Genomic DNA, 19396 nt, shown 5'->3' with positions numbered 1-19396 from the left:
GAGGCGCGGTTGCGCAGCTTCACGTACGCTGGGTTTTCGATTCCGAGACATTGACGACTGAAGAGGTTCCCGTGCCCGTTGGCAAGGTGAAGTGGTATGACTCCGAGAAGGGGTTCGGATTCCTCAGCAAGGAGGAGGGCGGGGACGTCTACGTCCGCGCCGAGGCCCTGCCGTCGGGTGTGACCAACCTGAAGCCGGGTCAGAAGGTCGAGTTCGGCGTCGTCGAGGGCCGCAAGGGCGAGCAGGCCCTGCAGGTCCGGCTGATCGACCCGCCGCCGTCGGTGGCCAAGGCGATGCGGCCGAAGCCCGAGGAGATGCAGGTCGTGATCGAGGACCTGATCAAACTCCTCGACCGGCTCGGTGAGAACTACCGGCGGGGCCGCCAGCCCGACGGCAAGTCCGCCCGCCAGGTCGCGACCGTCCTGCGCGGTGTCGCGGACAAGCTCGACGTCTGAGGTCAGCTCCGCAGTCGATCGATCCGGGACTGGATGCCGTCCAGCACGGTGTCCAGCCCGAACCCGAACTCGGTGGTGTCGAAGTCGCCCCCGAAGCCCTCGTCCGGCGGTAGCTCGAGGGTTGCGGCGATGCCCGGAAACCGGTCGGTGGTGGCCAGCATCGTGAGGCGCTGGGTGTAGAGCCGGTCGGCCTCCTGAACGGCGTCCGGGTCGGTCAGCATGTTCGCGGTGAGTTGTGTCGCACCGCGGATGTAGATGTTCACGAGCAGCATCGCCGACAGCCGGTCCTGCGGTGTCAGCGGCGTACCGTCGAACGCCTGCAGCCCGGCCTCCATCCAGGCCAACTGCTTCGGTGAGAGCGGCGGCTCCTGGACCGGGATCTGCAGGATCCACGGATGCCGACGTAGTCCGTCGCGGAACGCCTCGGCCCAGGCGGTGATCCGGGCCCGCCAGCCGTGGTCCTGCGGCAGGGTCGGCGGTTCGCCGAAGGCGTGTTCGAGCATGACGACGTACAGGTCGTCCTTGGCGTCGACGTAGCGGTAGAGCGACATCGTGGTGAAGCCGAGCTCGGCGGCCACCTTGCTCATCGAGACCGCGGCCAGCCCGCCGGCGTCCGCGAGTTTGACCGCGGCCCGCGCGATGTCGCTGATGTGAAACGCCGGCTTCGGCCCCGGACGGCTCCGCCCCTCGAAACCCCAGAGCTGCTGCAACACCCTCGGTAGCTCTTCCATGCCCACCCACCCTCTCCCTCCCCTCCGCCGAGCGAAGCGAGGCTTCTTTCCTTCATCTTTCCCTCGATCTTATCTGTTTACAACATAGACAGTCTCGTCTATGGTTTGTGTACGGCGCACACAGTGTGCGGCGTAGACAGATAAACCGGAGGGGTCGTCATGGGTCCGAACGAACGGGCGGGACGCAAGGAGTGGATCGCGCTCGGCGTGCTCGCGCTGCCGCTGCTGCTGGTCTCGATGGACGTGTCGGTGCTGTACTTCGCGGTCCCGTTCATCAGCGCGGACCTCGGCGTCAGCGCCACCGAGCAGTTGTGGATCTTCGACATCTACGGGTTCGTGCTCGCCGGTCTGCTGATCACGATGGGTTCGCTCGGGGACCGGATCGGGCGGCGCCGGCTGCTGCTGTTCGGGGCGATCGGCTTCGGGCTCGCGTCCGTCGCTGCGGCGTACGCGCAGAACCCGGAGCAACTGATCGCCGCCCGGGCCGTGCTCGGGATCGGCGGTGCGACCCTGATGCCGTCGACGCTCGCGCTGATCCGCAACATGTTCCACGACGCCAAGCAGCGGCAGAAGGCGATCGCGTTCTGGAGCGCGGTGATGATGGGCGGCATCACCCTCGGGCCGGTGCTCGGCGGGTTCCTGCTGGAGCACTTCTGGTGGGGTTCGGTGTTCCTGATCAACACCCCGGCGATGGTGCTGCTCGTCGTACTCGCCCCGATGCTGCTGCCGGAGTTCAAGGCGCCGGTGCGCGGGCGGTTCGACCTGTTGGGCTCAGTGCTGTCGCTGGCCGCCGTGCTGCCGGTGATCTGGGGCGTCAAGGAGATCGCGGCGCATGGAGTGTCGGCGCTGCCGGTGGTCGCGATCGTTGCCGGGCTGGTGTTCGGGGTGCTGTTCGTACAGCGGCAGCGGACCGCGGAGCACCCGATGGTGGAGCTGTCGATGTTCCGGAACCGGGCGTTCAGCGGGTCGCTGGCGGCGAACACCGTCGGTACGTTGGCGCTGGTCGGCAACGCGGTGTTCCTTACGCAGTACCTGCAGTTGGTCCACGGGCTCTCGCCGCTGAAGGCCGCACTGTGGTCGCTCGCTCCGTCGGTGCTCGTCGGCGGTGCCGCTCCGCTGGCGACCGCGCTGGCGGGGAAGCTGGATCGGGCCCACGTGATCGGCGGGGCCTTCGTGCTCGCGGCTTCCGGATACGGCGTACTCACCCAGGTGCGCGTCGACTCGTCACTCGCCGTACCGCTTGTCGGAGCCGGTCTGCTCGCCGCCGGCCTGGTGATGGTGATGACGCTGGTGACCGAAGCGATCGTCGGCGCGGTGGCGCCTGAGCGCGCCGGGTCCGCGTCGGCCGTCATGGAAACCTGCTCCGAGTTCGGCGGCGCCCTCGGCATCGCGGTTCTCGGCTCGATCGGCACCGCGGTCTACCGCTCCGACCTCCCCGCCGGCGCATCCGGCCCGGTCCGCGAAGGCCTTCCCGCAGCCACCGCCGCAGCCGCGCACCTTCCAGCCCAACTAGCGGACACCGTCCTGACCACAGCACGCCACGCCTTCACCCACAGCATGAACGTGGTCGCCCTGGTAGGAGCCATCCTCCTCCTGACAACAGCCGTCACCACCACCCTCACCCTCCGAGGCACCAAGCCGACCACCCCGACCGAAGCGCCTGCTCAAGAGCAGGCGGACCTAACCCCGGCAGCCTGACCCGACCCCAAGCGGCGGCCCACCCAACCCGCCGCCTGACCCACCGGAAGTCGCGGCCGGCCCCCGTCCGCCCACCGGCTTTCCCCCCGCGCAGCGGTTGGTGGTCAGCGGGGTGGGCGGTTCTTGGGGCGGCGTTTGAAGGGGGATTGGGTGCGTTCCTCCGTCGGTTCTTCCGACCACGGCGCGGGTTCTTCGACGGTCTTCTCGTCGTCCTCGGTCTGGCCGCTCCACCAGCGGCCGACCGGCTGTTCGGGGGACTTGGGACTGCTGGAGCGCCACTCGACGGTCGGCTCGTCCTGGGTGCTCGAGCGGCCGGCCCGGTTCGCGCGTTGTTCGGCGACGCTCAGGATCGTCCGCGTGGTGCTCTCGGACGGGGCGTCGTGCGACGGGTTCCGTCGCGGTTGCGGTCCGTCCGTCCGCGGACCGCCCAGCCCGCCGGGACGCAGCGGCCCCTGGGTGGGACGTGACGACGGGCGCATCCGCAGTACCAGGAAAACCACCACGAGCAAGACGCCCGCGAGGAAGCCGAAGCCGAGCCGAGGGATCAGCGGCAGGACGATCCCGCACCCACCGCCGAGGACCCACGCGAGCTGCAGCACCGTCTCCGAGCGCGCGAACACCGACGTACGCACGGACTCCGGGACGTCGCGCTGGATCATCGCGTCCAGCGACAGCTTCCCGAGCGAGCTGCACAACCCGGCCACCAACCCGAGCGCGATGAGGATCGGGAACCCGTAGAGCACCGCGACCGCGACCGCCACCGCGGCGTCGGCGAGCAGTACGGCGAGTACGACACCCTCCGGTTTACGTGCCTTGAGCAACGATCCGACCAGGGTACCGAGACTGTTGCCGATGCCGGCCGCGGCGACCACCGCTCCGGCGGCGACCGCACCCTTCACCCCGCTGACCGGTTGGTCGCGGAGCAGGAACGCCAGGTACATGGTCAGGAACCCGGACACGAACCGCAGTCCGAGATTGCACCGGATCCCGCGCGACACCGCGGCCGTGATCGCCTGCCGGCGTGCGTCGCGTCCCGCCGTACCGGTGACTTCCTCGTCGGCGGGGGAGTCGACCGCGCTCGGCAGCCGGATCGCGAGGATCAGGCCGACGATGTACACCAGCGCCGCCCAGCGCAGCGACCACTGCGGGCCGATCGCCGCGAACGCGCCCGCGATCCCGGCACCGATCGTCGCGCCGGCCACGCCCGCGAGCGAGATCCGGGAGTTGGCGGTGACGAGCGTGATCTGTTTGGGGAGCAGTCGCGGTACGGCGGACGCGCGCGTGACGCCGTACGCCTTGGAGGCCACCAGACAGCCGAGCGCCGCCGGGTAGAGCCAGACCGAGTTGTGGGTGGTGACGGACGACGCCAGCGCCCAGACAAGGAACGCGCGGGCACCCAGCGTCGCGCCGATCGCCCAGCGGCGACCGTGCCGGAACCGGTCGAGGATCGGGCCGATCAGCGGCGCCATCAACGCGAACGGCGCCATCGTCAGCAGCAGGAACAACGCAACCCCATCCCGCGCCTGACCGCTGGGGACGGTGAAGAACACGGTGCCGGCCAGCGATACGGCGAACGCGGTGTCACCCGCGGCGTTGACTGCCCCGAGCTCGATCAGCCGCGACAGACCCGATTCACCGGCCCCTTGCGCACTCGTCAGCCCACGAATCCGCCGACCGGTCGCCCGGCCGATCCGCCCCCCGACCTCAGCCGCCTTCCGCGAAGCCGTCGCAACGCCCTCGGCCCCCACCTTCGAGGCGTGCCCGACCTTCTTACTGGCACTCCCAACCTTCTTCCCAGCACTACCGACCCGCTCCCGAGCCTCCCCCAACCGCTCCCCAGCCGGCTTCCCCTTCCCACCGGCCGCCGGCTCGCCGCCGCCTGCGTGCGCGTTGCCCCGGTCGCCACGTGACTGCCCGCCGCGGGGGTCGCGGGCGTCGGGGTCGGGCCGGTCGGGGGAGTGCATGAAACCATCCTGCCTCCTCGTGGCGACAGACCGCAGGTACCGCGCGTACGAACGTCTGCCGCGGGCGGTTCGGCGTCCGCCGGAAGGCGTGCGAGAATGGGCGATTGTGACTCCCGTCAAAGCACCGGAACCGGTCCGCGCGAAGCCCGACGCCGTCGCCGTCGCGGCGGTCGAACCGGCGCGGGAGGCCGCGATCGCCGAGGCCGGCGCCGCACAGGTTGGCGAGCACCTCGGCTACCTGGTCGAGGGCGAGCGCCTCGTCACGCACTACTTCGCCTCGACCCACCCCGGGTACCGCGGCTGGCGCTGGGCGGTCACGGTGACCCGCGCGTCCCGCGCGAAGACCGTCACGATCAACGAGGTCGTGATGCTGCCGGGCGACGACGCGGTGGTCGCGCCGGAGTGGGTGCCGTGGTCGGAGCGGGTACAGCCCGGCGACCTGCGCCCGGGCGACCTGTTCCCGACGCTGCCGGACGACCCGCGCCTCGAGCCCGGCTTCACCGACACCACCGACGCTCCTGACGACGTACTCACGGTCGTCGAGGAGCTCGGCCTCGGTCGCGAGCGGGTGCTGTCGCCGTTCGGACGCGAGGACGCCGCCGAACGCTGGTACGCCGGGGACTTCGGCCCGACGTCCGCGATCGCCCAGGCCGTCCCGTACAAGTGCTACTCCTGCGGCTACTGGATCCGCCTCGCGGACAGCCTCGGCCAGGCCTTCGGTGTCTGCGCCAACGAAATGGCCCCCGGCGAGGCCCGGGTCGTCGCCTACGACTACGGCTGCGGAGCCCACTCCGACGCCACCGTCGAAGCCCCCGACCACCCCAACGCCGAACACGCCTTCGACACCACCGGCTACGACACCCTCGAACTGGCCCAATCCGAGGACTGACCCCGCGGCCGCTGGGTCGAGGGTGGTTCAGTCCTCGGTGGTGGAGCGCTGCCCGGCTTGGATGGCGGTCCAGCGGCGTTTGCAGTACCACAGGCCGATCAGGCCCAGGCCGAAGCCGGCGACGGGGACCCAGAGCCACCAGTCGAGGCCGTCGGCGGTGAGGCGGTTGCGGAGGAAGAACAGGACGACCCCGGCGACGGCCCACAAGACGATGCCGGTGATCACGCTGGGGATGCCGGACAGGTCGAGCGGCTTGACCTCGGCATGCACCAGCTCACCACGCGCCAGCTGACTCGTCGGGTCGCTCCGCTTCTTCGGCACAGCCTCCTCGGTCACGGACCTACCTTAACCCGCAACGGTTTGACCTAAGTGCTCGCAACTGCCCGGTAGGAACTGGCACTATGCGGGGCATGAGCTCGTCCCAGGCCGCTCCGGCCCGCTCCCTGCACGGTCCTCTGGACTCGTTCTTCAAGATCAGTGAACGCGGATCCACGCTCGGTCGCGAGATTCGCGGTGGTCTGGTGACGTTCTTCACGATGGCGTACATCGTCGTGCTGAACCCACTGATCATCGGCACCGTGAAGGACGGCGCCGGCCAGTTCGTCGGTGGTGGTACCGACCCGGCGGCCGCGATCGCGAAGATCGCCGTGGCCACCGCGCTGGTGGCCGGCGTGGTCACGATCCTGATGGGCGTGGTCGCGAACTTCCCGCTCGCGCTCGCCACCGGCCTCGGCCTGAACGCGTTCCTGGCGTTCTCGGTCGCGACCAAGATGACCTGGGCCGACGCGATGGGCCTGGTGGTGCTCGAGGGCCTGATCATCCTGATCCTGGTGCTGACCGGTTTCCGCAGAGCGGTCTTCGAGGCCGTACCGCTGCAGTTGAAGGTCGCGATCAGCGTCGGCATCGGCCTGTTCATCGCGTTCATCGGTGTCATCGACGCCGGCTTCGTCCGCCGTCCCGCCGCGGCCGGCGGCCCACCGGTCGAACTCGGTGTCGGCGGCAACCTCCGCGGCTGGCCGGTACTGGTGTTCGTGTTCGGCCTGATCCTGATCGCGATCCTGTACGCCCGCAAGGTGAAGGGCTCGATCCTGATCGGCATCCTGGCCGCGACCGTGCTGGCGATCGTGATCGAGGCGATCGGCAACATCGGCGCCCGGTCCGACAAGAACCCCGGCGGCTGGGGCCTGAGCGTGCCGAAACTGCCCGATCACTGGTTCACGAAACCCAACCTGGACACGATCGGCGAGTTCAACCTGTTCGGCTCGTTCGGCAAGGTCGGCGTGGTGTCGGCGCTGCTGCTGATCTTCACGCTGATGCTCGCGGACTTCTTCGACACGATGGGCACGATGACCGCGATCGGCGCCGAGGCGGGCCTGAACGACGAGGACGGCATCCCGCCGAACTCGCAGCGCATCCTGATCGTCGACAGCCTCGCCGCCGCGGCCGGTGGCGCCGCCTCGGTGTCCAGCAACACGTCGTACATCGAATCCGCTTCCGGCGTCGGTGAGGGCGCGCGGACCGGGTTGGCGAGTGTGGTGACCGGGATCTGCTTCCTGATCTCGATGGTGGTCGCGCCGCTGGTCACCCTGGTGCCGTACGAGGCGGCGACGCCGGCGCTGATCCTGGTCGGGTTCCTGATGATGACGCAGGTCAAGGGGATCGACTTCGACGACATCGAGGTCGCGTTCCCGGCGTTCCTGACGATCGTGCTGATGCCGTTCACGTACTCGATCTCGGCCGGTATCGGCGCCGGGTTCGTCTCGTTCGTGATCCTGAAGCTGGTCCGCGGCAAGGCCCGCCAGGTGCACCCGCTGATGTGGGTGGTCGCGGCGCTGTTCGTGGTGTACTTCGCGATCGGCCCGCTGACCGACTGGCTAACCTGAGCAGAGTGGACCTGATCGAGGACTTTCCGGCCCAATCCGCCCGCACCGGCCGTTTCACCCACGGCCTGCCCAAAGCCTTCACCCTCGGCAACGAACACGTCCTGTTCCTCCGGACCGCCGGCCCGGAGGACCCGACCAGTTGCCTGTGGCAACTCACCGCGACCGGTGAGGAACAACTCGTGGTGGCGCCCGAGGACCTCGACGCCGGCGGTGCGCTGCCGGAGGCGGAGCGGGTACGGCGGGAACGCGGCCGCGAACGGACCTTCGGAATCGTTGCCTACTCGACCGATCGCTCCGCCCGCCAGATCGTCTTCGCGCTCCAGGGCGTGCTGTACCACCTCGACGGCCCGGAGGCATTGCCGCGCGAGATCTGGACCGCCGGCCGGGTGGTCGACCCGCGGATCGACCCGACCGGGCGCCGGGTCGCCTACGTCACCGGCCGCCAGTTGCACGTCGTCGACCTTGCCGACGGCACCAACCGGGCCGTTGCCGCCGACGACGATCCCGAGGTGAGCTGGGGTCTCGCCGAGCACGAGGCCGCCGAGTCGATGGGCCGCACCCGCGGGCACTGGTGGTCGCCGGACGGCACCCGGCTGCTCGCCGCCCGGGTCGACCAGACCCCGGTGCAGCGCTGGTGGATCGCCGATCCCGCGAACCCGGAGCGGCCGCCGCGCGAGGTCGCGTACCCGGTCGCCGGTACGGCGAACGCGATCGTCACGCTGCACGCGTTCGACCTCGACGGCGGCGCGGTCGAGCTGCGCTGGGACCGGCCGGCGTACGAGTACCTCACGGCGGCGACGTGGGACGCGCACGGCCCGCTGTTCGCCGTACAGTCCCGCGATCAACGCACGCTGCTGGTGCTCGCGGGCGATCCCGGCACCGGTGACACGAAGGTGCTCCACGAGCAGCGGGACGCGGCGTGGGTCGAGCTGATCCCCGGCACCCCGGCCCGTACGGCGTCCGGCAGGCTGGTTCACACCGCCGACGCCGGCCAGACGCGTCACCTCACCATCGACGACGTACGGGTCACGCCGGACGGTCTGCAGGTCCGCGACGTACTGCACGTCGACGGCGAGGCGATCCTCTTCGTGGCCAGCGACGAGCCGACCGAGGACCACCTCTGGCTGTACGACGGCGAGCTCCGCCAGCTGTCCGGCGAACCGGGCATGCACACCGGCTCCCGCACCGAGGACGCGCTCCTGATCGATTCGAACACCGAGGCCGGCCGGTCGTTCGTCGTACGCCGACCGGGGCAACCGGACCGCACGATCGAGTCCCGGGCCGCCGAGCCGCTCGTCACACCGCGGATCACCTGGCTGCGCGCGGGCGAGCTCGAACTGCGGACCGCCGTTCTCCTCCCGTCCTGGTACGAAGGCGGTCAGCTCCCGGTCCTGATGTCGCCGTACGGCGGTCCCGCGGCGCAGCTCGTGCTGAAGCGCTCGGGCGGTGCGTTCGCGACCGCGCAGTGGTTCGCCGAGCAGGGGTTCGCGGTCGTGATCGCGGACGGCCGCGGTACGCCGGGGCGCGGGCCCGCGTGGGAGAAGACCGTGTACCTCGACACGTTGACCGCCCCGCTCGAGGACCAGGTGACCGCGCTGCACGCCGCCGCCGAGCAGACCGGTGCGCTCGATCTCACCCGGGTCGGGATCCGCGGCTGGAGCTTCGGCGGTCTGCTCGCCGCGGCCGCCGTACTGCTCCGGCCCGACGACTTCCACGTCGCCGTCGCGGGCGCCGCACCGGCCGACCAGCGGCTCTACGACACTCACTGGCGCGAGCGCTTTCTCGGGCATCCCGACGAGAACCCCGAGGTCTACGACCGGCTGTCGCCGATGACGTACGCCGCCGACCTCCGCCGGCCGCTCCTGCTGGTCCACGGCCTCGCCGACGACAACGTGTTCGCCGCGCACACCCTGAGGCTTTCCGCCGCCTTGACCGCAGCGGGCCGCCCACACCAGGTGCTCCCGCTGTCGAACGTCACTCACATGGCCGACAGCTCAAGCCTCACGCACTACGAGCTGGGGTTCCTGTCAGCCCACTTGCGGCCCGCAACGCCAGGTACTCCGTCCGCGCGGTGAACAGATCGCGGAGTTCCGCGCTGACGTTGTCGAGGAAATCGGTACGGAACGTCGAGTCGGTCAGCAGCGCGATCGAGTAGTAGAGGCCGGTGAAGTTCGCGATGCCGATGGCGACCTTGACCAGCGACGCGCTGAGCACGAGCGGGTGGTGCATCAGCGTGAAGTCGTACGACCAGGAGCCGGGCGTGACGCCCCACTGGTCGTAGACGTGTTTGCTGATCGCCAGCATGCCGAACCCGATGAAGAACAACCCGACGCCGGCGCTCACGACCAGGACCTGCATCCACTGCCGGATCACCAGGTTGATGCTCAGGTTCATCCGCTGGCTGCGGCGCAGCCGCGGCCCGGAGCCGGCGTCGCGCTCGATCGCGTCGACCTCGCGCGGCAGCCGGATCAGCAGGAACAGCGTGCTCAGTGCGGTGAACGCGACCATCGAGAGCACGATGAACGACGTGGGCATCCCCGCGAACACCTGCCACATGTCCGCGGTCACGAACAGCACCAGCGAGAAGACCAGGAGTAGCGGGAGCGCGCGAACCAGGCTGGCCACCGAGTTCCCCAGCTCGCCGGCCAGGCGCCGCAGACCCCAGTACGTCGTCGCGATCAGGCCGTAACCCACCACGCCGTACACGATGCCGACGAGCAGCAGATTGCCGATCGCGATGCCGAAGAACTGGCGGATCTGGTCCTGCGTGACCACCGGCAGCAGCGCCGGCAGGAACACGAACACCGCCAGCTCCGGGATGCCGAACCGGGTCGGCAGCGACCAGAACGGCCGGCCGCGGAAGCCGTTCAGCAGGCCGAAGCCGACGACCAGCACGACCAACCCGCCGAGCGCGGCCAGCAGGTTCTGCCACCAGTGCCAGTCGAGCGAGGTGGCGCCGAGCATCTCGATCAGAAACACCACCACGAGCAACGGCGCCGCCCGCGTGAAGATGTCGTGCGTCGGTGAGAAGTCCTCGATGAACAGCGGCAGCCCCGCGCGCCGGAACCGCTGCTCGTACCGCTCCAGCTGGGCATCCATGCGCCGAACTCTAACCGGTCGGGAATACCATCCCGTGGTCATGGGTTTTAGTTAGCAAAGGTAATGAGTTAAGGTAAAGACATGCCCGAAGTCGTAGCCCAGCAGGTGAAGAGTGACGTCGGGCTGGCGAGCGCCCTGAGGTCGTCGACGCTGCGGCTGTCCCGGCAGATCCGGCGGCAGCGCGAGCCCGGTCACGACCTGACCGCGAACCAGCTCAGCGTGCTCGGCGCGCTGTCCAAGCACGAGGCGATGACGATCGGCGAGCTGGCCGCGCACGAGCAGGTCAAGCCGCCGTCGATGACGCGGATCGTGACGAACATGGAGGAGGCGGGCCTGGTGGTCCGCCGCCCGCACCCGACCGACAAGCGGCAGATCGTCGTCGAGCTGACAGCCCGCGCCGACGACCTGATCCTGGCCAACCGGCGGCGCCGCGACGAGTGGCTGCAGACCAAACTGAAACAACTGACTCCCGAGGAGCGCGACATCCTGCGCAAGGCAGCACCTGTTCTCGAACGACTGGCGGCTCGATGAGCCCGACCTTCCGCGCGTTCAAAGTCCGTAACTTCCGGCTCTACGCCTCCGGTGCGATCGTCTCGAACGTCGGCACCTGGATGCAGCGGGTCGCCCAGGACTGGCTGGTCCTGGAGCTGACCCACTCCGGCGCCGCGCTCGGTATCGTCACCGGTCTCCAGTTCCTCCCCGCGCTGCTTCTCGGTCCGTACGCCGGCCTGCTCGCCGACCGCCTCTCCAAGCGGCAGCTGCTGACCTACACCCAGATCGCGATGGGCTCGGTCGCGCTGATCCTCGGCGGCCTGACCGTCGCCGGAGTGGTCCAGCCGTGGCACGTGTTCCTGCTCGCGCTGCTGTTCGGCGTCGGGACGGCGTTCGACGCGCCCGCGCGGCAGGCGTTCGTGGTCGAGATGGTCGGCCGGGACGAGCTGGCGAACGCGGTCGGGCTGAACTCCGCGTCGTTCAACGCCGCGCGCCTGTTCGGCCCGGCGCTGGCCGGTGTGCTGATCAGCTGGATCGGCACCGGTCCGGTCATCATGATCAACGCCTTCACCTACATCGCGGTGATCGTGTCGCTGCGGATGATGCGCGTCTCCGAGCTGTACACGCCGAAGCCCGCGGCCCGGGAGAAGGGCATGATCCGGGACGGCATGCGGTACCTGTGGCGCCGGCCGGAGCTGATGATGGTGCTGGTCACCGTGTTCTTCGCCGGCACCTTCGGGCTGAACTTCCAGATGACATCGGCGCTGATGGCGACCGAGGCGTTCCACAAGGGCGCCGGTGAGTACGGCCTGCTCGGGTCGGTGCTCGCGATCGGGTCGCTGTCCGGCGCACTGCTGGCCGCCCGGCGGGTCCGGATCCGGGCCCGGCTGGTGATCGGCGCGGCGATCCTGTTCGGGCTGTTCGAGATCCTCAGCGCGCTGATGCCGACGTACCTGACGTTCGCGCTGGTGCTGCCGCTGGTCGGACTGACCTCGCTGACCATGCTGACCTCGGCGAACGCGACCATGCAGCTGAGCATCGAGCCGACCATGCGCGGCCGGGTGATGGCGCTGTACATGACGCTGCTGATGGGTGGTACGCCGATCGGCGGCCCGTTCATCGGCTGGGTCGGCCAGGCGATGGGCGCCCGCTGGTCGCTGATCGTCGGCGGCGGGCTGACCGTGATCGGTGCGGTCGGTTCAGTGCTGTACTTCTCCCGCAAGCGCGGCCTGTCCATCCGCCCGCGGCTGCTCCCGCGCCCGCACCTCGAAGTACTGCCGCAGACCGAGCTACTCGCTGACAAGGCAGCAGCGAAGGTCGCTTAGGGCCTGATCCGGGTCAGCAGGCGTGCGGCGAAGAACAGGACGTCGAGGTCGGCGTCGCGGGTGCTGACCATCGCGGCTGGGTCGTGCTTCGGCTTCGGGCGGTCGAGCGGCGTCCGGTCGGTACTGATCCGCAGGTAGCCGCGCCCGCCGAGCCCGCCGCGGTGCGGGTGCCACTCCACCTCGAGGATCGTGTCCAACGGGACCGACCACGGGTTGCCGTTCGCCTTCTTCCGGCGGCCGGCGCGGAGTTGGTAGGTGAACGTGAGCTGCCCGTTCGCGACCGACAGCGCCGCGTCCCGCCCGGCGATCCGGTCCGGGGCGGGCGGCGGCGCGACCAACCAGCGCGCGGCGGCCGCCGGTACGTCACGGCGGGTCAGCGTATGGCGGATGTCGCCGGCGATCCGCTCCGCGAGCGCGGGGTCGACGCCCGGGAAGTCGTACAGATCGCCCAGCACGTCCACGCCGGAGACCGCCTGCAGCGGGTCGGCCCCGTCGCGGAGGACGAGCCGCAGGCCGGCGTCGTACACCTCGACCGACTGCAGCGCCTCGACCGGCAGGACACGCTCGCCCAGGCGGGTCCGTAACGAGCCGATCAGCGGATCCAGCCCAGGCGGCGTCCCGTCGTACCGGATCCGCAGCGTCCCGGCGCCGTCCCAGACGACCGTGCCGTTCGTGCTCGTCAACTCACCACCTGCCACCTACCCATCCTCCCTGGTCAGCGGGGTCTTGGGGTGTAACGCGCACAATGGGGTGTGACCAATTACGACCTCGTCGTCATCGGGACCGGATCCGGGAACACGATCGTGAACCGGCGGTTCGCGGACTGGAAGGTGGCGATCGTCGAGCGCGGGACGTTCGGCGGCACCTGCCTGAACTTCGGCTGCATCCCGACCAAGATGTTCGTGCACGCCGCCGATGTCGCGGCCACGCCGGGGGTGAGCTCGCGGTACGGCGTCGACGAGCAGTTGCTCGGCGTCCGCTGGACCGACGTCCGGGACCGGATCTTCGGCCGGATCGACCCGATCTCGGCGGGCGGTTCGGAGCACCGGCACCACAACCCGGACAACGCGAACGTGACCGTGTACGACGGCACCGGGCGGTTCACCGGGTTCAAGGAGCTGACGGTCGACAACAAGGACGGCTCGACCAGCGTGTTCAGCGCCGACCGGTTCGTGATCGCCACCGGCAGCCGGCCGATCGTGCCGCCGATCCCGGGCCTGCGGGAGACCGGCTTCCACACGTCGAACACGATCATGCGGCTCGACGAACTGCCGCGCCGGATCGCGATCATCGGCAGCGGGTTCGTCGCCGCCGAGTTCGCGCACGTGTTCGCCGCGTTCGGCGTCGAGGTGACGATCGTGGCGCGCTCGAAGGAACTGCTGCGGCCCGAGGACGGCGCGATCGCCGCCCGGTTCACGGAGATCGCGCAGTCGAAGTACGACGTACGCCTCAATCATGAGACCGTTCGGGTGGCTCGTCGTGACGACGGCTCGATCCTGGTGAGCATGCTCCACCCGGATGGGTCGGACGAGCTGATCGTGGACGAACTCCTGGTCGCCGTCGGACGCGAGCCGAACTCGGACCTGCTCGACCTGGACGCCACCGGGGTCGAGGTCGACCACGAGGGCCGCGTGGTCGTGGACGCCTACCAGCAGACGAACGTCGACGGGATCTACGCGCTCGGCGACGTGACGAACCCGCACCAGCTCAAGCATGTCGCGAACCACGAGGCCCGGGTGGTGAAGCACAACCTGCTGAACCCGGACGACCGGATCGAGTCCGACCACCGCTTCGTCCCGCACGCCGTCTTCAGCTCACCCCAGATCGCCTCGGTAGGTCTCACCGAGGAGCAGGCGCAGGAGCGTGGGATCCCTTATGTGGCGGCGATTCAGCGGTACGCCGACATCGCGTACGGCTGGGCGATGGAAGACACCACCGGCTTCGCGAAGATCCTCGCCGATGCCGACACCGGCCAGATCATCGGCTGCCACGTCATCGGCCCCCAGGCACCCACCGTCATCCAGCCGGTCATCCAGGCAATGAGCTTCGGCCTGGACGCCTACACCATGGCCCGCGGCCAGTACTGGATCCACCCCGCCATGCCAGAACTCATCGAAAACGCCCTCCTGAAACTACCCCTACACCCGGAAAGCTGAGTTCACAAAGGAACAGAAGAACAGAGAAGGAATTACAAAGAAATAAGGGAAAGAAAGGGAAGGAAAGAAGAGATTTGGAGTGGTCACCGGCTTCGGTGGTCAGGCGGAGGCGTGCCTGTGCGAAGGAGGCGTGCGGGAACGCAGACCTCACCGTCACCATCGACGCGCAGTCGTCGGCCGCCTCGAGGATCGGACGATCCTCGTCGTCGGGCACCGCGACCGACTCACCGAACTTCCCAACGTCATCCGGATCATCAGTCGCCGATCAGCTCTCAAAGAAGGCGCCCGGCGCCTGGGCGGGGTACTTCACCTGGTGTGGGGAGTATTTCTTGCCGATTTGAGGGGAGATCCTCCCCAAGCCGGCGCCGGCTGACGGCGTGGTCGGATCTAAACCCGGAAGGCTGAGATCACGTGGGCGACCGCGTCGATGGTGTCGAGGTCGGGGAGGCTGAGGATCACCTCGGTTACGCCGGCTTCGGAGAGTTGGCGGAAGCGGCCTATTTGGTCGTCGACTGTGCCGGCGTTGACGGTTGCGGCGTACTTCTCCGGGTTGACGTTCCGTGGGCGGAGCGTGCGGATCAACTGGTCGAGGTGGCTGCGGTCTTTTCCGACAAGGGTTGTCGACAGGTGCGTTACTTCGACAGGCCGGGTGGTTGTGCGGCGCAGGTACGCCGTGTGGTTGCGTACGGCAACTGTGTCGCCGAACACGTTCACAGCGTCCGCATACCGACCCGCCAGCCTCAGTGTGCGTCGGCCGCTGCCGCCGACGAGCAGCGGCAGGTGGTCCCGCAGCGGTCTTGGGTAGCAGGTGGTGTCCGGTACGTCGAGGACCTTGCCATGGAACGGTTTGTTGCCCGGTCCCCATAAAACCGGCAGCAACTGCAACGCGTCCTCCAGCAGTGCATACCGTTCGTTCACCGCCGGAAACGGCCACCCGTACGCCTTGTGCTCCGCCTCGAACCACGCCAGCCCGACGCCACACACCGCCCGCCCACCACTCAACACGTCAAGCGTCGCCGCGATCTTCCCCAGATGCGCGACGTTCCGGTACGTGATGCCCGAGACCAACGTGCCCAACCGCACCCGCGTCGTACAGGCAGCCAGATACCCGAGCGTCGTCCAGCTCTCCAGGAAGTCCTCCCAGGCCCGCCCCACCTGCGGAATCTGCCGGAAATGATCCATCACATAGATCGCATCGAACCCGGCCGCCTCGGCCCGGCCGGCGACCTCCCGCACCCAGGCCGCCAACCCGGCGCGTCCCGCCGGCTGCGTATAACTCCCCAACTGCAACCCGAAGCGCAACCCGACCGGCGCTTCGGACTGTCGAGCCTGCGCCGCATTCGACTCGACGAACACATTCGGCACCACCCGAGCAGCAGCCGGCTCGAGTACGTCGTCGTACCCCTCGCGAGCCAACTCCTCCTTCACGCTCCGCCAGGCTCGCAACTGCGAGGTCAACACGTCAGCGGGAATCCGCTTCGACGAACGCGACCGATTCCGCCGCCGGCACTCGTCAGCCGGCGTGTCGAACCCGACCGCCACACAGGCCATCCCGCGAGCTCGAGCCAACCCCAGCCATCGCGCCCGGCGTTCCCCATCCAGGCCTAGGGTGTCGACAACAGTGGTCAACTGTCGGCCGATCCGTTGCTCGACCACCACATCCAGCAACGCGAACGCATCCGCACTGGCAGCGATGTCGTCCTCCCCGGAACCCACCAACGCACGCAGCCGATCACTCGAAACGATCAGCTCCGGCGCGAAGTGCTCAGTCGCCCAGGTCGACTTCCCCGAGGCCCCCGGACCCACCAGAACGACCAGACAAGGCGACGGCAGCTTCAGTTCAGACACACCAGCAGTCTGACCCGCCATCAGCCGAAGACGGAAGGCACGCGCCGCCGGACGACCACGACCACCAGTACCGCGAGCCCGACCGCGACCGGTGGCAGCGCGAACGCGAGCACCGGACCGCCGCGGTCCACCAAGGCCCCACCCGCCGCCGCTCCCGCAGCGGTGCCGATCGCCAGGCCCGTCGACTGCCACGCGAACGCTTCGGTGAGGCACTCGGCAGGCGTCGTCCGCTGGATCAGCAGGTACGCCGAGGTGGCCAGCGGCGTCGCCAGCAGACCCGTGCCGGCCAGCGTCATCGCGAGCCCGACAAGCCCGGCCGGTGAACGGAGCGCCGCGAACCCTGCGAGCGGGACGAGGCAGCACGCGAACCGCGTCAGCAGCCGGAGGTACGCAGCCGGCCGGTGGAACATGCTGCCGATCACCCCGCCGAGTGTCAGCGTCGCCTGGACGACTCCGGCCGCGGTCGGCGCACCGGCCCGGGTCGCCGCGGCCACCAGTGCGATCGGGAGTACGCCGTACGTCAGGCTCTGCAGCAAGGTCGTCATGCCCAACATCCGTACGGCAGGGATCCGAAGCGCGCCGTGACCGCCGCGGCGTCGCGGGGCCCGTCGGACCGGGCCGGCCGCGACCACGAAGCCAAAGGTGCCTCCGGCAACCATCGTGGCGGCGGCCACCACGGTGACCGCAGGTGTGGTCAGCGAGATGAGTCCGGTGGCGAGCAACGGTCCGACCAGGAAGAAGCTCTGCTGCAACAGGGCTTCCAGCGCGAACGTCGCCGGCATCCGGTCGTCCGGGACCAGCTCCGCGAGCCGCGCCTTCACCGCCCCGGAGATAGGTGGCACGCCGAGTCCGGCCGCGACCGCCAGCAGGCACAGCGCCGTCGGTGACACCGTCGAGATCATCCCCAGAACGGCCGCCACATGCAGGACCGCGATCGGGAGAAGTGTCCGCGCGTACCCGAACCGGTCGGCCAGTCGCCCCTGCCATGGAGCGGTCAGCGCGTCACCCAGCGAGAACAGCGCGGTCACGGTGCCGGCGAGCGCGTACGACCCGGTCTGCCGGCTCACGAGCAGTACGAGGGTCAGCGGCAACATGCCCTTCGGCAGCCGGGCGACCAGCGAACCGAGAGCCAGCCACCGGACCCGGGGCAGCGCGAGAACGGAACGGAACGCGGAAACAGCACGGAACATCGGGCATCACCTCGGGCGTTCGACGGCACGGTCAAGTGCGCCGACGTCGCCCTACCAGGCTTTTGCCCCTTCAGATGCCCACCGTCGTGGTGGGTCGTGGCGCTCGGACCAGCCCGCCCGCAGGCGGCGGAACCCTAGCCACGTCCAGTCGATCTCCGCCAAATTAGCACGCGAGCCGTCCGCGGGACCCTCTAACCTCGAGGGATGCGATTGTTCGTGGCGGTGGTGCCACCCAATGACGTTGTGGAGGATCTGACCGAGTTCGTCGAGCCGCGCCGGGAACATCCGGACGAGGACATCCGGTGGGCGACGGACGACCATTGGCACATCACGCTGGCGTTCCTCGGCGACGTACCGGACTGGAAGATCGAGGAGCTCGAGGAGCGGCTGGAGCGGGCCGCGCGCCGGCAGAAACCCTTCGAGCTGCAACTGTCGGGGGCGGGCGCGTTCCCGGGTGTCCCGGACGCCCGCGTGTTGTACGCGCGGGTCCGCGATGACAGTGAGTCACTGAAGCACCTGTCGATGACGACCCGGGCCGCGGCGAATCGCGCGGGTGTCGAGGTCGAGGGGCGGAAGTTCACGCCGCACCTGACCCTGGCGCGACTGCGGCGGCAGATGGATGTCACCAAGTGGGTGCGGATCTTCGAGAACTACCAGAGCCCGGTATGGACCGCGGGCAGTCTGCAGCTGATCGAGTCCCGGTTGGGGGAGGGCCCGGGCCACAGTGCGGCGTACGTCACGATAGGCGAATGGGACTTCTTAGGCTAACCTCATCAAGGTTAGCCGTACCTAAGAAGACGAAGGTCTCCCGCCATGCTCGCGAACTATCTGATCGGACTGCGTGAAGGACTCGAGGCATCGCTGGTGGTCAGCATCCTCGCGACGTTCCTGGTCAAGTCCGGGCATCGGGATCGGCTCAAACTGGTCTGGATCGGCGTCGCCACGGCCCTTGCCGTGGCGGCCGCCGCCTGGGGTCTGCTGCAGTTCGTCACCGCGCTGACCGCGAAGTCGTTCACCACCCAGGAGACCGTCGGCGGCGTGATGTCGATCCTCGCGGTGGGATTCGTCACCTGGATGATCTTCTGGATGCGCAAGGCGTCCCGCAGCATCGCCAAGGAGCTCCGCGAGCGGATGGGCCAGGCCCTCGAGGTCGGTTCCCGCGCGGTGGTGATCCTGGCGTTCCTGGCGGTGTTCCGGGAGAGCATCGAGACCGCGTTCATCGTGTACGCGTCGGCGGCGACGGCGACCAGCGCCGTACCGCTGATCGGCGTACTGCTCGGTCTGGCCACCTCGGTGCTGCTCGGCGTCGCGATCTACAAGGGCGCGGTGAAGGTCAACCTCGCGGTGTTCTTCAAGTGGACCGGTGCGGTGCTCGTGCTGGTCGCGGCCGGCATCTTCGCGTACGGCTTCCACGACCTGCAGGAAGCCGGCATCCTGCCCGGTATCGGGCACCTCGCGTTCGACATCTCGCACGTGATCCCGCCGGCCAGCTGGTACGGCGTACTTCTCAAGGGCATCTTCAACTTCAACCCGGCGCCGACCGTGCTGGAGGCGACCGCCTGGGTCGTCTACCTGGTCCCCGTGCTGTTCCTGTACTTCCGTCCGGTGAAGAGTCCGGCCCCGCCTGCCGTGCCGGCGACGACCGCCCACAAAGCGGCCTGAATCC

Annotated in this window: 17 protein-coding genes; 10 read left to right on the top strand and 7 right to left on the bottom strand. The window is 68.9% G+C overall.

All coding sequences use genetic code 11. The annotated features are described in order from the left end of the window. The first annotated feature begins 71 nt into the window (after positions 1 to 71). On the top strand, positions 72 to 455 hold the full coding sequence (locus tag FB475_RS09475; RefSeq protein WP_141854481.1) for a cold-shock protein: 384 nt from the start codon (positions 72 to 74) through the stop codon (positions 453 to 455). 2 nt (positions 456 to 457) lie between these two features. On the opposite strand, the gene FB475_RS09470 is transcribed toward FB475_RS09475, so the two are convergent. Beyond that, entirely contained in the window at positions 458 to 1186 is a 729-nt protein-coding gene (locus FB475_RS09470; RefSeq protein WP_141854478.1) for a TetR/AcrR family transcriptional regulator, read from the bottom strand. 159 nt (positions 1187 to 1345) lie between these two features. On the opposite strand from FB475_RS09470, the gene FB475_RS09465 reads away from it, so the two are divergent. Beyond that, positions 1346 to 2884, top strand: a complete 1539-nt coding sequence (locus tag FB475_RS09465; protein WP_141854476.1) for an MFS transporter — start codon at positions 1346 to 1348, stop codon at positions 2882 to 2884. Positions 2885 to 2988: 104 nt separating this feature from the next. Here FB475_RS09465 and FB475_RS09460 read toward each other — a convergent pair whose 3' ends face one another. After that, positions 2989 to 4848, bottom strand: a complete 1860-nt coding sequence (locus FB475_RS09460; protein ID WP_238332052.1) for an MFS transporter — start codon at positions 4846 to 4848, stop codon at positions 2989 to 2991. A gap of 106 nt (positions 4849 to 4954) precedes the next feature. On the opposite strand from FB475_RS09460, the gene FB475_RS09455 reads away from it, so the two are divergent. Then, positions 4955 to 5737: a DUF3027 domain-containing protein gene (locus tag FB475_RS09455; RefSeq protein ID WP_141854474.1), complete on the top strand. Its 783-nt coding sequence runs from the start codon at positions 4955 to 4957 to the stop codon at positions 5735 to 5737. A 27-nt stretch (positions 5738 to 5764) separates the two neighbouring features. Here the strand turns inward: FB475_RS09455 and FB475_RS09450 are convergent, their stop codons facing one another. Further along, positions 5765 to 6073 (bottom strand): DUF2530 domain-containing protein, encoded by a 309-nt coding sequence (locus FB475_RS09450; protein ID WP_141854472.1) that lies wholly within the window; start codon positions 6071 to 6073, stop codon positions 5765 to 5767. Between the two features lie 74 nt (positions 6074 to 6147). Here FB475_RS09450 and FB475_RS09445 point away from each other — a divergent pair, with 74 nt between their 5' ends. Next, complete coding sequence (locus tag FB475_RS09445; protein ID WP_141854470.1) at positions 6148 to 7620, top strand: NCS2 family permease; 1473 nt, start codon at positions 6148 to 6150, stop codon at positions 7618 to 7620. A gap of 5 nt (positions 7621 to 7625) precedes the next feature. Next, entirely contained in the window at positions 7626 to 9695 is a 2070-nt protein-coding gene (locus tag FB475_RS09440; RefSeq protein WP_238332051.1) for a prolyl oligopeptidase family serine peptidase, read from the top strand. Here FB475_RS09440 and FB475_RS09435 read toward each other — a convergent pair. After that, entirely contained in the window at positions 9622 to 10719 is a 1098-nt protein-coding gene (locus tag FB475_RS09435) for a hypothetical protein (RefSeq protein ID WP_141854468.1), read from the bottom strand. The two genes, FB475_RS09440 and FB475_RS09435, sit on opposite strands and share 74 nt — an antisense overlap. An 81-nt stretch (positions 10720 to 10800) precedes the next feature. Here FB475_RS09435 and FB475_RS09430 point away from each other — a divergent pair, with 81 nt between their 5' ends. After that, complete coding sequence (locus FB475_RS09430; protein WP_141854466.1) at positions 10801 to 11250, top strand: MarR family winged helix-turn-helix transcriptional regulator; 450 nt, start codon at positions 10801 to 10803, stop codon at positions 11248 to 11250. Continuing rightward, a complete protein-coding gene (locus FB475_RS09425; RefSeq protein ID WP_141854464.1) occupies positions 11247 to 12536 on the top strand; it encodes an MFS transporter in 1290 nt (429 codons plus the stop codon). The genes FB475_RS09430 and FB475_RS09425 overlap by 4 nt, the downstream gene beginning before the upstream one ends. On the opposite strand, the gene FB475_RS09420 is transcribed toward FB475_RS09425, so the two are convergent. Then, complete coding sequence (locus FB475_RS09420) at positions 12533 to 13234, bottom strand: DUF4429 domain-containing protein (RefSeq protein WP_141854462.1); 702 nt, start codon at positions 13232 to 13234, stop codon at positions 12533 to 12535. The two genes, FB475_RS09425 and FB475_RS09420, sit on opposite strands and share 4 nt — an antisense overlap. A 54-nt stretch (positions 13235 to 13288) precedes the next feature. Between FB475_RS09420 and FB475_RS09415 the strand changes: the two genes are divergently transcribed. After that, positions 13289 to 14692 carry a mycothione reductase gene (locus FB475_RS09415; protein ID WP_141854460.1) on the top strand — a complete coding sequence of 468 codons (1404 nt, stop codon included), beginning with the start codon at positions 13289 to 13291 and terminating at the stop codon, positions 14690 to 14692. Positions 14693 to 15079: 387 nt separating this feature from the next. Here the strand turns inward: FB475_RS09415 and FB475_RS09410 are convergent, their stop codons facing one another. Both FB475_RS09410 and FB475_RS09405 read right to left on the bottom strand, forming a co-directional pair. Continuing rightward, positions 15080 to 16540: an LLM class flavin-dependent oxidoreductase gene (locus tag FB475_RS09410; RefSeq protein ID WP_238332050.1), complete on the bottom strand. Its 1461-nt coding sequence runs from the start codon at positions 16538 to 16540 to the stop codon at positions 15080 to 15082. A gap of 20 nt (positions 16541 to 16560) precedes the next feature. After that, the gene (locus FB475_RS09405; protein ID WP_141854456.1) at positions 16561 to 17730 is read right to left on the bottom strand and encodes an MFS transporter; all 1170 of its coding nucleotides are present in this window, start codon (positions 17728 to 17730) and stop codon (positions 16561 to 16563) included. Between the two features lie 204 nt (positions 17731 to 17934). On the opposite strand from FB475_RS09405, the gene thpR reads away from it, so the two are divergent. Together thpR and efeU are read left to right on the top strand one after the other, a co-directional pair. Continuing rightward, on the top strand, positions 17935 to 18498 hold the full coding sequence (thpR, locus tag FB475_RS09400) for an RNA 2',3'-cyclic phosphodiesterase (protein ID WP_141854454.1): 564 nt from the start codon (positions 17935 to 17937) through the stop codon (positions 18496 to 18498). Between the two features lie 45 nt (positions 18499 to 18543). Continuing rightward, a complete protein-coding gene (gene efeU, locus FB475_RS09395; protein WP_141854452.1) occupies positions 18544 to 19392 on the top strand; it encodes an iron uptake transporter permease EfeU in 849 nt (282 codons plus the stop codon). The last annotated feature ends 4 nt before the right edge of the window (positions 19393 to 19396 follow it).

Origin of the sequence: Kribbella jejuensis, from assembly GCF_006715085.1 — a bacterium.
Taxonomy (GTDB): Bacteria; Actinomycetota; Actinomycetes; order Propionibacteriales; family Kribbellaceae; genus Kribbella; species Kribbella jejuensis.
Note: the sequence above shows the minus strand (reverse complement) of the source record. Positions and strands in the feature narration are given on the sequence as shown.

Bases quoted from the DNA above. Each gene is read 5' to 3' on its own strand.
- FB475_RS09425 (WP_141854464.1), top strand. From the start codon at position 11,247: ATGAGCCCGACCTTCCGCGCGTTCAAAGTCCGTAACTTCCGGCTCTAC.
- efeU (WP_141854452.1), top strand. From the start codon at position 18,544: ATGCTCGCGAACTATCTGATCGGACTGCGTGAAGGACTCGAGGCATCG.
- thpR (WP_141854454.1), top strand. From the start codon at position 17,935: ATGCGATTGTTCGTGGCGGTGGTGCCACCCAATGACGTTGTGGAGGAT.
- FB475_RS09460 (WP_238332052.1), bottom strand. From the start codon at position 4,848: ATGCACTCCCCCGACCGGCCCGACCCCGACGCCCGCGACCCCCGCGGC.
- FB475_RS09470 (WP_141854478.1), bottom strand. From the start codon at position 1,186: ATGGAAGAGCTACCGAGGGTGTTGCAGCAGCTCTGGGGTTTCGAGGGG.
- FB475_RS09465 (WP_141854476.1), top strand. From the start codon at position 1,346: ATGGGTCCGAACGAACGGGCGGGACGCAAGGAGTGGATCGCGCTCGGC.
- FB475_RS09435 (WP_141854468.1), bottom strand. From the start codon at position 10,719: ATGGATGCCCAGCTGGAGCGGTACGAGCAGCGGTTCCGGCGCGCGGGG.
- FB475_RS09430 (WP_141854466.1), top strand. From the start codon at position 10,801: ATGCCCGAAGTCGTAGCCCAGCAGGTGAAGAGTGACGTCGGGCTGGCG.
- FB475_RS09405 (WP_141854456.1), bottom strand. From the start codon at position 17,730: ATGTTCCGTGCTGTTTCCGCGTTCCGTTCCGTTCTCGCGCTGCCCCGG.
- FB475_RS09445 (WP_141854470.1), top strand. From the start codon at position 6,148: ATGAGCTCGTCCCAGGCCGCTCCGGCCCGCTCCCTGCACGGTCCTCTG.